The sequence below is a fragment of the Rodentibacter sp. Ppn85 genome, assembly GCF_001999335.1.
GTDB lineage: Bacteria > Pseudomonadota > Gammaproteobacteria > Enterobacterales > Pasteurellaceae > Rodentibacter.
Window position 1 is genome coordinate 1 of record NZ_MLHS01000065.1, and the last position, 12,039, is coordinate 12,039.

Below are 12,039 nucleotides of genomic sequence, written 5' to 3' on the forward strand. Positions count from 1 at the left end.
GTGGATTTGAAAAATCCACGCACGTAGTTATGTATCTTTGTGCGTGAACTTTTGGTTCTCACACCCTACCTCGCTTATACCAGATGGCGCGGAGGTTTTCGTCGTTATCATCAGCGCAAACATACCCAAGGCGGTGCATTGAAACGGGTTGATGAACAACACAAAGATATGGGCATTTTTGTTCAGCTTGAAAACACACAGCCGGCGACTTATCAACACTATCAAAATGGTAAATCCCGTGGGGATTGGGCGTTGTTGAAGGAGCGGGCATTAACATTCTTAAATGATGAAAAGAAAGCACGCAGTGATTTAAAACGCATTCCCGATCATGAGTTTTATGTTGCATTGGCAAATCAAGATATAAAAGGGATGAAAGAGGCGTTATCGACATTATTGGAAATTAAATTTGCGAAACGTGCTGCAAGGGATACACTTTTGCATTTTGATTTTTATTTGCAGCCACAAGTCTTAATGTATGCCAAAATTGCCGCTATACATGGTTTTGATTTAGATATTGATAGCCCGATAGCGCCAAAAGAATTGATTGATATAAATCCACTATCGGAATATGAAATACCTTATGACTTTATGAAACAATTTAATTTTGATGCTCCTCATCAGGTTTGGGTAAATTATGTGAATCAGAAAATGGAAGAAGCTAAGCAGAAAAAAGCCGAGAGTAAAAAAGGATTTTGGGCTTCATTGTTTGGTCGGTAATTGAAAATAAAGTGCGGTCAATTTTCGAAATGTTTGAAATAATATACGGAGACGGAGCGTTTTGCGGGTTATAACCGTAAACTGAATAGTCAAAACGCGGATTCGGTGAGTCACCAAGGGGCAATGATAGCGAGCCTCAACAAGCATCTCAATATCAATGCCGGCGGAGATTATCAGCAAACGGCAGGGCAATTACTGGCGAAACAACAGCTTAGCCTTCAAGCGGCCAATATCACCTTTGACACGGCAATCAACCGCCAAGAGTCGGACAGTCATCAGAGCGATTTAAAAATCGGTCAGTTTACCCGAGTGAGTTCACCGTTGATAGATTTGATTCAAACCGTGGAAAGTGCGGTCAAAAATAAGGATGCATCCGATAGAGTGAAAGCGGCACAGGCGCTGGGTTTGGCGGCGAAGGGCTACACGGCTTTCACGGAAGCGGCGGCAGGCGGCGCGTTAATTCGAGTGGAAAGCGGGTCGGGTTTCTCGCATAAACGAGAGACGACGGACGCAATGCGCGAATTCAGTTTGGGTAACAGTGTGAATGCCAACGCTATGCTACTAAAGAATAGTAAGAATATTAATCGGGATTTATATTTTCCTGTAACAACAATAATGAAATTTATGAGTGCTCCTGGAGGAAAAGAAACCATATTTTGTTTTTATAAACCGATACCGAGCCGTATACCGTGAAGATGAGCGAGAAACGAAAGAAGAGTTTATCTCTAAATATAATACTTGAAAATTTAGATAAGAGGGAGTGTTACTGAATTTTTATTGTACAAGTAATTTAAACATTGGGGTTATACCCTATAACTAGATTAAACTCCATTTAACTAATTGTTTAAAAATAAAATTAGGTCATTACGATCTTGAAACAGATGGGGTAATGAAATTGTTCCCTTACAGTAAACCAAACAAACGGCTTACGGTCTTTATTGCCCGCAACAGGTTATTACAGCTAAACAGGTGCTATTGTTTATGAATTATTGAAAAAACTTATTTTAATCATGAGATCATGTATGTTATTTATCTCCTAATTCATCCAATACATTTTCTTTTGCCGCATTTAAATATTGAATCATTGACCAAACCGTTAGAATAACCGCTACGTAAAGTAAGATGATTGCCAAAATCTCCATATAAATATTGTAGCGCCACAATAAACCGCCTAGCGCAAGCATTTGAGAGGTGGTTTTTACTTTGCCTAACCAAGAAACCGCCACTTTATTGCGTTCGCCTAATTCAGCCATCCATTCACGTAATGCAGAAATAATAATCTCACGAGAGATCATAATAATTGCCGGAATGGTGATCCAAAAAGTATGTTGATATTCTACAATGAGGACAAGTGCGGCAACTACCATGACTTTATCCGCGACCGGATCTAAAAATGCACCAAAACGGGTGGTTTGTTTCCATTTACGTGCTAGATAGCCATCGAGCCAATCCGTTACACTGGCAATAAAGAAAATAAGCGTTGTAATAAAGGGCGCTGATTCAATCGGTAAGTAAAACGTGATCACAAAAAAAGGGATCAGAATGACTCGAAAAATCGTCAGGAAAATAGGAATATTAAATTTCATAGAAAATTAACCGCGCTTTGGTTATAGATATCGCTATTCTAAAGGATCTCTAAATATAAAAAAAGCCACATTATGTGGCTTTATTATAAAGGTTTAGTAAAGATTATAGTTTGTCAGCATTTTGTTTTAAATATTTAGCAACACCTTCAGGGCTGTCTTTCATGCCTTCTTTACCTTTTTCCCATTGTGCAGGACAAACATCACCGTGTTCTTCGTGGAATTGTAGCGCATCAACCATACGTAACATTTCATCAATATTACGACCTAACGGAAGATCATTAACAATTTGGTGGCGAACTATGCCGTTTTTATCAATTAAGAATGAAGCACGCAATGCCACGCCTTCGATCGGATGTTCAATACCGTATGCTTGGGCGATTTCGTGTTTGATGTCAGCCGCTAATGCATACTGAACCGGGCCGATACCGCCGTTTTCCGTCGGAGTATTACGCCATGCGTTGTGGGTAAATTCGGAGTCAATTGATACGCCAACAACTTCAACGCCACGTTTTTTAAATTCTTCATAACGGTGATCGAATGCAATTAATTCGGACGGGCACACGAAAGTGAAGTCTAACGGGTAGAAAAAAATAACGGCAGCTTTGCCTTCGATATGTTTTTTGAAATTAAAGTTATTAACGATTTCACCGTTGCCTAAAACTGCAGATGAAGTAAAATCCGGTGCTTGACGAGTTACTAATACCATAGTCATAATTCCTATATTAGAGTGAATAAAAATTTTCTGATAGAAAAATGCGTTTAATATTCTATAAAATTTGACCGCACTTTTACAGCTGTTTTTTTCCATCACATTGTTCTTATTGTCTAAGTAAAGGTGAAATTTATGTCAAAAAATGATTTATTATCTACAACATTTGTCCATGCCGGACGAAATAAACGATTCTCTCAGGGAGCGGTAAACCCCGTTATTCAACGTGCGTCATCCTTGGTTTTTGAAACGATAGCGGATAAAAAATACTGTACGAAAAATCGCTATAAAGGTGAATTATTTTATGGGCGTCGCGGCACGTTAACCCACTTTGCTTTACAAGATTTAATGTGTGAAATAGAGGGCGGAGCCGGTTGTTATCTTTATCCTTGCGGTGCTGCTGCAGTGACGAATGCCATTTTATCTTTTGTGAAAAGCGGTGATCATATTTTGATGAGTGGCGCAGCTTATGAACCGACACAAGATTTCTGCAATATTATTTTGAAAAAAATGCAGATTGATACGACTTATTATGATCCTTTAATCGGTGAGAGTATTGATCAATTAATTCAACCGAATACCAAAGTTCTTTTTTTAGAATCACCAAGTTCTATTACGATGGAGATACCGGATATTCCTTCTATCGTAAAAGCAGCCCGTGCGATAAATCCTGAAATTGTGATAATGATTGATAATACCTGGGCGGCAGGCGTGTTATTTAAAGCATTGGAGCATGGGATTGATATTTCTATTCAAGCCGGGACTAAATACTTAGTAGGACATTCGGATGTGATGATTGGCACTGTTGTCGCAAATGACCGCACTTGGGAGCAATTGCGTGAACATTCCTATTTGATGGGACAGATGGCGGATGCGGATTCGGCTTATACTACCGCTAGGGGCATTCGCACCTTAGCGGTACGTTTAGCACAACACCATAAAAGCAGTGTTAAAGTGGCAAAATGGTTGAGTGAGCAACCTCAAGTGAAAGCCGTGTATCATCCTGCTTTGCCAAGTTGTCCCGGACATGAGTTTTTTCAGCGTGATTTTAGCGGGGCAAGCGGGTTGTTTTCTTTTGAATTAAATCAACGTCTAACCGATGTGCAAGTTTCAAAATTGATGGATCATTTCAAACTCTTTACTATGGCGTATTCATGGGGGGGCTTTGAATCGTTAATTTTATGTCATCAACCGGAGGAAATTGTCAGAATTCGCCCGAATATCAAACGAAGACTGAGCGGGTCGTTGATTCGTGTACATATCGGTTTTGAGAATGTTGATGAACTTATCGCCGATTTAAAAGCCGGATTTGAACGAATTTCTTAATCTCTTTTCTCATTATTCAAAGGGCTTAATAGAATAAGCCCTTGTTTACTCATTCTTTGAGTTGATCTATCATACTTTCCGTTTTTTAATATAAAAGAGGGCACAATGAAACATATTCATATCTTAGGCATTTGTGGCACATTTATGGGTGGTGTGGCAATGATCGCCAAGCAAATGGGTTATAAAGTTACCGGTTCGGATACGAATGTTTATCCGCCTATGAGCACCTTTTTACAAGAACAAAACATTGACATTATTCCGAATTATGATGTTGACCAACTCCAACCGGCACCGGATATGGTGATTATTGGAAATGCGCTAAAACGCGGAAATCCTTGCATAGAGTATGTGTTGGAAAACAGCTTGCCTTATACTTCCGGGCCGCAATGGTTGCATGATAATTTATTAAGAAATCGATGGGTTTTGGCAGTTTCCGGTACGCATGGCAAAACCACGACAACCGGTATGCTGATTTGGATCTTGGAACGAAACGGTTTGAAACCCGGCTTTTTAATTGGCGGAATTGCCGGTAATTTCGGCACTTCCGCTCGTTTGGGGGAAAGCAATTTCTTCGTTATTGAAGCTGATGAGTACGATACTGCATTTTTTGATAAACGATCTAAGTTTGTTCATTACAATCCTAAAACCTTAATTATTAATAACATCAGTTTTGATCATGCGGATATTTTTGATGATCTGAAAGCGATTCAACGCCAGTTCCATCACATGATTCGTACTATTCCGGCAAGTGGGCGTGTCCTTTCCTTTATCAATGAACAAAGCGTAAAAGAGACTTTAGCCATGGGTTGTTGGTCCGAACAACAATTTATCGGGGAAGATAAAGAATGGTTTGCGGAGCGTATCACAACGGATGCATCTCATTTTTCTGTATTCCATGATGGTGAAAAAGTGGCTGAGGTGAAATGGAATGTAGTAGGTGTACATAATATGCATAATGCATTAATGGCGATTGCTGCCGCCTATCATATAGGTGTACCGGTGGAAAAATCCTGTGAAGCCTTAGGTTCTTTTGTTAATGCAAAACGTCGTTTGGAAATAAAAGGCGAAGTAAATGGTGTCACGGTTTATGATGATTTCGCCCATCATCCGGAAGCCATTCTCGCAACCTTGACCGCTTTGCGCGACAAAGTTGGGGGAGGTGTTCGGATTCTCGCCGTATTGGAACCTCGTTCGAATACTATGAAAATGGGCGTGCATAAAGATGAAATTGCACCGGCATTAGGCAGAGCGGATGTAGTTTTTATGTTACAGCCGGATAATATCCCTTGGGAAGTGGCTGAAATTGCCGCACAGTGCGTACAACCGGCATATTGGACGGCAAATCTTGATAAATTAGTTGATATGATCATTGCGGAAGCACAACCTACGGATCATATTTTAGTCATGTCAAATGGAAGTTTTGGTGGCATTCATCAAAAGATTTTAGATAAACTAAAATAATTTTTTAATTAAAGTGCGGTTAGAAAATGAAATTTTTTTCTGACCGCACTTTTGTTTTATTGCTTGATTAGAAAGGAGGAAAAATGGCTGATCCGCATATTCAATCCCCGATGGATATTTGGGATAGCATCACGGTGATTATTTATCGAACAGGGTTTATTATCGCCGCTTTTAGTATTTTATTATTGACTTGGTTTCCAAATTCGGCAGAAATCACAATTTTAATTGCAGCGATTTGCTGTGCTTCATCTTTGCATATTTATCTCAAACATTTTCGTTTAACTTTTCAATTTGCCACTTGGTTAGGCTTAGTCTGCTATATTTTAGATTGGCACGAATTGGCATTAGGCGGTGCATTAGTCACTTTGGGGGGGCTTTGTTTTAAAGAATATTTTTGTTTCCGAGTACCGTTATTAAATTTACAGCCTATTTTTGTGGCAATATTATGGTTCGTTTGGGTATTTGAAGGCGGAATAATAACTCGAATTTTATCGATTATTGTTGGTGTGCTGATGTTACTCCTCGCGATACAAAAATGCCGAATGCCACTGCATTTTGATATTGGAGATAAAACAAAATATCAGGTTTAAAATAAAAAAAGAGCGGTCAATTTTACCGCTCTTTTACCATTTCTTCGGTATTATGTAGCAAATGCACAATCTAAAGAAAATGTAGGGATGCCACGCTGGCGTCCGTAATTTTAAAAGATTGTATGGCGGACGCCAGCGTGGCGTCCCTACTGATGAAATAAAATTTAAGTTTGTGCAAACTGCACATAATACTGCATTTCTTACGAGTGTAGATGGTTCACTACCATTAAGAAAACTTTTAATAGCGAGGCATTGATCAAATCAATAAAGAACGCTCCCACCATTGGTACAATTAAAAAGGCTTTATGAGACGCACCGAAACGGCTGGTGATCGCTTGCATATTCGCAACCGCAGTAGGTGTTGCACCTAAACCAAAACCACAGTGTCCCGCGCTGAGTACAATCGCATCATAATCTTTACCCATCGCACGATAAGTGACATAAATGGCGAAAAATGCCATGAAAGCAACTTGAATAGCTAGGATAATTAATACGTCCGTAGCAAGACCGGCTAATTCCCAAAGTTTTAATGACATCAATGCAATGGCTAAGAAAATGGATAAACTTACGCTACCTAATACATCAATGGCAGAATCCGCTACACGGAATTTAAAAATATGTGCTAATACATTACGAATGATAACGCCGGTAAACAAGCACCAAACGAAAGTTGGCAATTGTAATGCCGTACCTTTTGTAATACCGTCTAGATATTGACCGATTAACAAACAGAAAGACATCATTGTAATAGTCTCAATAATAGAACGTGCATTGACTTTACGTTGGTAGGTTGGGTGTTCAAAAGCTTCCTGTACATCATCAACTTCATCATTTTCTGGGTTTTCCCCTTGTTTTTGACGATTTAATAAGAAACGTGCCACTGGGCCGCCAATAATCCCTCCAAAAACCAGACCGAATGTCGCACAAGCCATGGCGATTTCTGTTGCTGCCGGCAAGTTAAATTCTTTAATGAAAGTTTCAGCCCAAGCCGCACCGGTACCATGACCCCCGGTTAAAGTTACGGATCCTGCTAATAAACCATAGGCAGGATCAATTCCTAAAATCTGAGTGCCGGCAACGCCAATCACATTTTGGAAGAAAATTAATGCAGCTGCAATAAATAGGAAAATAATGAGTGGTTTACCGCCCTTAATTAAACGGGCAAAGTTTGCACTTAAACCGATTGATGAAAAGAAAACCAACATCATTGTGGTTTGTAAGCTTTTTTCAAAAGTAAATGAAGTACCGTTCACTTGATGCAAAATTGACAGTGCGATAGCGACAATAAAACCGCCGACAACCGGTTCGGGAATGTTAAAGTTTTTAAGTATGCTAATGCGTTTTACTAAAAAATAGCCTAATAACAAAACAAGGCTGGCGAGTGTGAGTGTTTGATAAGTATCAAATACAATATTCACGAAATATCCTCCTATAGCTAGTTTCGGAAAATTTATATGTTATGTTTAGGTTCGACGACCAGAATATCTACATTACTATGTAAACCACGGGGTAGTTGTGAGCCCTTTCTGCCACGCTCCGCCCGGAATTTTTGTAGCTCCTCCGGCTTTAATGTAATTTTTCGTTTGCCGGAGTGGAATTCAAGAGCGGCTTGATCTGAAATGAGCAATAATTTCACTAATAATTCGCTACGATCTTTTGCATTAGCAGCGGAAATATTGACAATTTTATTGCCTTTACCTTTTGATAATACCGGTAAATCTTGTACCGGGAAAATTAACATTCTGCCGGTTGAAGTCAAGGCAAGGAGAAGTGCGGTTGAATCCGACAGAATTTTTGGCGCCAACACTTTGGCATTTTCCGGTAAAGAAATCAAGGCTTTTCCTGCTTTGTTACGTGCAATTAAATCTTCAAATTTACAAATAAAGCCATAGCCCGCATCAGATGACATTAATAATTCCTGCTGTTCCGCTTCCATAACGACATGCTCAATAGTGGCGCCGGCAGGCAGTGTTAATCTACCTGTGAGTGGTTCACCCTGTGAACGGGCTGAAGGTAGGGTGAGCGGATCAATGGCATAGCTGCGCCCGGTGTTGTCAATAAATACGGCAGTTTGATTGCTCTTACCGCAAGCGTGTGCACGATAACCGTCACCTGCTTTATAGTTCAATGCTTTTGGATCAATATCATGCCCTTTTGCACAACGTACCCAGCCCATTTCTGATAAAATGACGGTAACCGGTTCTGCCGGTGTCATCTCGCTTTCTGAAATGGCTTTTGCTTCTTCGCGTTCTACTAATTGCGACATCCGTGGGCTGGCATATTTTTTCGCATCTTCTTGGATTTCTTTTTTGATGAGCGTATTTAGACGACGTTCCGATCCTAAAATCGTTTCTAAATTTGACCGCTCTTTTTCTAATTCATCTTGTTCTGCGCGGAGCTGATGTTCTTCTAATTTTGCTAAATGACGCAAGCGTAAGTTTAAAATTGCATCGGCTTGTTTATCGCTTAATTTGAAACGTACCATGAGCTCCGCTTTTGGATCATCTTCATGGCGAATAATTTCAATCACCTCATCAATATTCAAAAATGCGATCATTAAGCCTTCTAAAATATGCAAGCGGGAAAGCACTTTATCCAAACGATATTGCAAACGACGAGTGACGGTAGTTCGGCGGAAATTAAGCCACTCATTGAGAATTTGTAGTAATCCTTTCACCGCCGGTTTATGATCAAGTCCGATCATATTCATATTTACACGATAGCTTTTTTCAAGATCGGTGGTGGCGAATAAATGTGCCATTAGGGCATCGGTATCTACACGATTGGAACGGGGTACTATTACAATGCGGATTGGATTTTCGTGGTCGGCTTCATCACGAATATCCTCCACCATTGGCAATTTTTTCGCTGTCATTTGATCGGCGATTTGGGCAATGATTTTAGAGGGGGAAGATTGATGGGGGAGTGCGGAAATAATGATTTCCCCCTCTTCTTTTTTCCATGTTGCCCGCATTTTGATTGAGCCGCGACCTTGTTCGTAAATTTTACGAATCTCTGCTTTTGGTGAAATAATTTCCGCTTCCGTTGGAAAATCCGGCCCTTGCACGATGTTTAATAGGTCATCAAGATCGGCTTTAGGATTATCAAGTAATAAAACCGCGGCATCGGTAATTTCATTAATATTATGAGGGGGAATATCCGTTGCCATTCCTACCGCAATCCCTGTTGTACCGTTTAGTAAGATATGCGGTAAACGAGCCGGTAAATATTGCGGTTCTTCTAAAGTGCCGTCAAAGTTTGGTTGATAATTCACTGTGCCTTGCCCAAGCTCGGAAAGTAAAATTTCAGAAATTTTAGACAGGCGTGATTCCGTATAACGCATTGCCGCAAAAGATTTAGGATCATCCGGCGCGCCCCAGTTACCTTGACCGTCCACTAACGGATAACGGTAAGAAAAGGGTTGAGCCATCAATACCATCGCTTCATAGCAAGCAGAATCCCCATGAGGATGGAACTTACCCAATACATCACCCACGGTACGTGCGGATTTTTTGTATTTTGCGCTGGCATTTAAGCCAAGCTCCGACATGGCATAGATAATACGGCGTTGAACGGGTTTTAAGCCGTCACCGATAAAAGGTAACGCACGATCCATAATGACGTACATGGAATAATTGAGATAGGCACTTTCAGTAAAAGTGCGGAGCGGCATTTGCTCAATGCCTTCGTAGTTAATATTTGTGGTCATAGTTTTTTGTATTTTATCGGGCGTATAACGCCTTGAGTGTTATTTACATTGAATATTGTTGTTACAACTTATTTTCCTTTCTTGCATTTAGGTGCAAGGCGGAAAGAGCAAAAATGCGGTCAATTTTTTATCTGTTTTGGTGATTTTCCATATTTATTTTCGTCCGATTCGCCTTCTTGAAATAACAGTTTTAAGATTAAAAAGACTTCATAAAGTAAAAAAGGTAGAAGAATGTAAAACCCATAATCTCCCCCCGGAAATGAAATCGCCGTGCCGAAATAGAGAAATATCGCAAGACGAATAAAGCCGATTAAAATCAAAAAAACAGGAAAGAGTAAATAAAGAATCCAATATTTTGATTTATTCAAATCTTGTAATCGTCTTCCTATAACGGAAAACAACGGAATCAAACTGATAAGAAGATAAACAATTGCAAGGGTATGCAACGAAAATAAAAGTTCTTTAATAATATAATGCTTTTCTTTGCTCATTGAGAAAAAATCGATATGTAAAAAATCCGAATAGGAATAAATATATTCTTTAGTCAGCATCTCGATTGTTTGCAAACCGGCTGTGATGATAAGTGTGATAAGTAAGAAAGAGCCAAACTCCAAGCGTCTTGCCCTACCTTGATAGTTGAATTTTTTCTGCCAACAACTTAAAAAGTAAGAGATGATAGTATCCATAACATTTTTTCTTAGGTTTGCCAAAAATGATTAAAAATTTGACCGCACTTTATTCGTCCTTTCGGTTATTTCTTGGGCACACCATTTGTCATATCGACGTGATTGTGTTCCATCATCCCTTTGTGGCTATCGATTTCATAGGGCACAGGTTGCGGTTTTTGTGGATTAGGATCGTTTTTAATTGGTTCATCTTTTAATTTACCGGAATAAATTGACGGATTTTTTTCTCCCGTTACCACAATTTGTCCCATTGTTCCCTTGTTAGCGGCACGAAACATAGAATGATCCATAAAAACATAAGTGCCGGGCACATCAATCTGGGTTTCGACAATGGTCGCACCACCGGACGGAATCAGTGTAGTTTGTACATTGTGGTTAATTAACGTACCGCCTTCCACATACACATTGTCAAAGACGGCGCCGATTAAATGGAATGATGAAATCAAATTAGGACCGGCATTACCGACAAATAAACGAATTGTTTCACCGGTTTTGGCTTTGAGTGCATTTTCTCCCATCATTGCACCGACTTTGCCGTTGAATAGCACATAATCGGGACGTTCATCAATGGCTTTTGTCATACTGAACGGTTGTAAACCGGGTTCGCCAAATCTTCCTTTTGTATAAAATTCACTTTGCATAATGTAAAATTCACGATCGACTTTCGGTAACCCTTCTTTCGGTTCAACTAAAATTAAGCCGTACATACCTTTGGCAAGATGAATCGCCACCGGTTGGCTGCCGCAATGATATAAATAAATACCTGAGCGCAATGCTTTAAATTGAAAGGTGCCGGTTCTGGTTGGCGCAGTTTCACTCGCGATAGCTCCGCCCATGGGTACGGCTGCTGCGTGAAAATCAATACTATGGGACATCATTGAACTGGCTGAGTTGGAAAGTTGTACTTCCACTAGATCCCCTTCCCGTACCCGAATAAATGGGGCGGGCACATTGCCATTGAATGTCCAAAATTTATACTGTACTCCTTCCATTAACGCCATAATTTTTTCAAGTGCGGTCAGTTTTACCACCACTTTTGCCGGATAATTACGATCAACAGGTTTTGGTACCTGTGGGGCAAGTGTGATTTCTGCCTCAATTTCAGGTAACTCTGCAAGCCTTTTTTCTGTGGGATTATCTTCCGCTTGAGCCGGAACTTGAATGAATCCTGCACCGAGAGTCAATGTGGCGATACTTAATGTTGTATTTTTAAGAAAATCACGGCGTTGTTCGTTCATTTTTTCTACCTGTAATA

11 protein-coding genes are annotated in these 12,039 nt (G+C 39.9%); 5 read left to right on the top strand and 6 right to left on the bottom strand.

All coding sequences use genetic code 11. The features are described from left to right. Window positions 1–39 precede the first annotated feature (39 nt). Together BKL51_RS10445 and BKL51_RS10450 are read left to right on the top strand one after the other, a co-directional pair. Window positions 40–717: an immunity 49 family protein gene (locus tag BKL51_RS10445; RefSeq protein WP_233127123.1), complete on the top strand. Its 678-nt coding sequence runs from the start codon at window positions 40–42 to the stop codon at window positions 715–717. Between the two features lie 123 nt (window positions 718–840). After that, the gene (locus BKL51_RS10450) at window positions 841–1,410 is read left to right on the top strand and encodes a hypothetical protein (protein WP_077466623.1); all 570 of its coding nucleotides are present in this window, start codon (window positions 841–843) and stop codon (window positions 1,408–1,410) included. Window positions 1,411–1,742: 332 nt separating this feature from the next. On the opposite strand, the gene pgsA is transcribed toward BKL51_RS10450, so the two are convergent. Together pgsA and BKL51_RS10460 are read right to left on the bottom strand one after the other, a co-directional pair. Continuing rightward, a complete protein-coding gene (pgsA, locus tag BKL51_RS10455) occupies window positions 1,743–2,303 on the bottom strand; it encodes a CDP-diacylglycerol--glycerol-3-phosphate 3-phosphatidyltransferase (protein WP_077466624.1) in 561 nt (186 codons plus the stop codon). Window positions 2,304–2,406: 103 nt separating this feature from the next. After that, a complete protein-coding gene (locus BKL51_RS10460) occupies window positions 2,407–3,009 on the bottom strand; it encodes a peroxiredoxin C (protein ID WP_077466646.1) in 603 nt (200 codons plus the stop codon). A 138-nt stretch (window positions 3,010–3,147) separates the two neighbouring features. Here BKL51_RS10460 and metC point away from each other — a divergent pair, with 138 nt between their 5' ends. The 3 genes from metC to BKL51_RS10475 all read left to right on the top strand — a co-directional run bounded on the left by metC (window position 3,148) and on the right by BKL51_RS10475 (window position 6,389). Beyond that, entirely contained in the window at window positions 3,148–4,338 is a 1,191-nt protein-coding gene (gene metC, locus BKL51_RS10465; protein ID WP_077466625.1) for a cystathionine beta-lyase, read from the top strand. Window positions 4,339–4,443: 105 nt separating this feature from the next. After that, the gene (mpl, locus tag BKL51_RS10470; protein ID WP_077466626.1) at window positions 4,444–5,799 is read left to right on the top strand and encodes a UDP-N-acetylmuramate:L-alanyl-gamma-D-glutamyl-meso-diaminopimelate ligase; all 1,356 of its coding nucleotides are present in this window, start codon (window positions 4,444–4,446) and stop codon (window positions 5,797–5,799) included. 83 nt (window positions 5,800–5,882) lie between these two features. Then, a complete protein-coding gene (locus tag BKL51_RS10475) occupies window positions 5,883–6,389 on the top strand; it encodes a DUF2301 domain-containing membrane protein (protein WP_077466627.1) in 507 nt (168 codons plus the stop codon). Between the two features lie 200 nt (window positions 6,390–6,589). Here BKL51_RS10475 and gltS read toward each other — a convergent pair whose 3' ends face one another. The 4 genes from gltS to nirK form a co-directional block, all read right to left on the bottom strand. After that, window positions 6,590–7,807, bottom strand: coding sequence for a sodium/glutamate symporter (gltS, locus tag BKL51_RS10480; RefSeq protein WP_077466628.1), 1,218 nt, complete (start codon window positions 7,805–7,807; stop codon window positions 6,590–6,592). Between the two features lie 32 nt (window positions 7,808–7,839). Continuing rightward, window positions 7,840–10,098, bottom strand: a complete 2,259-nt coding sequence (gene parC / locus BKL51_RS10485) for a DNA topoisomerase IV subunit A (protein WP_077466629.1) — start codon at window positions 10,096–10,098, stop codon at window positions 7,840–7,842. A 119-nt stretch (window positions 10,099–10,217) separates the two neighbouring features. Then, window positions 10,218–10,784: a DUF805 domain-containing protein gene (locus tag BKL51_RS10490; RefSeq protein WP_077466630.1), complete on the bottom strand. Its 567-nt coding sequence runs from the start codon at window positions 10,782–10,784 to the stop codon at window positions 10,218–10,220. 65 nt (window positions 10,785–10,849) lie between these two features. Next, window positions 10,850–12,022 carry a copper-containing nitrite reductase gene (nirK, locus tag BKL51_RS10495; protein WP_077466631.1) on the bottom strand — a complete coding sequence of 391 codons (1,173 nt, stop codon included), beginning with the start codon at window positions 12,020–12,022 and terminating at the stop codon, window positions 10,850–10,852. Window positions 12,023–12,039: the final 17 nt, after the last annotated feature.

Excerpts from the sequence above, each read along its gene's own strand:
- BKL51_RS10450 (WP_077466623.1), top strand. The coding sequence starts at position 841 with ATGATAGCGAGCCTCAACAAGCATCTCAATATCAATGCCGGCGGAGAT.
- pgsA (WP_077466624.1), bottom strand. The coding sequence starts at position 2,303 with ATGAAATTTAATATTCCTATTTTCCTGACGATTTTTCGAGTCATTCTG.
- BKL51_RS10460 (WP_077466646.1), bottom strand. The coding sequence starts at position 3,009 with ATGGTATTAGTAACTCGTCAAGCACCGGATTTTACTTCATCTGCAGTT.
- metC (WP_077466625.1), top strand. The coding sequence starts at position 3,148 with ATGTCAAAAAATGATTTATTATCTACAACATTTGTCCATGCCGGACGA.
- mpl (WP_077466626.1), top strand. The coding sequence starts at position 4,444 with ATGAAACATATTCATATCTTAGGCATTTGTGGCACATTTATGGGTGGT.
- BKL51_RS10475 (WP_077466627.1), top strand. The coding sequence starts at position 5,883 with ATGGCTGATCCGCATATTCAATCCCCGATGGATATTTGGGATAGCATC.
- parC (WP_077466629.1), bottom strand. The coding sequence starts at position 10,098 with ATGACCACAAATATTAACTACGAAGGCATTGAGCAAATGCCGCTCCGC.
- BKL51_RS10490 (WP_077466630.1), bottom strand. The coding sequence starts at position 10,784 with ATGGATACTATCATCTCTTACTTTTTAAGTTGTTGGCAGAAAAAATTC.
- nirK (WP_077466631.1), bottom strand. The coding sequence starts at position 12,022 with ATGAACGAACAACGCCGTGATTTTCTTAAAAATACAACATTAAGTATC.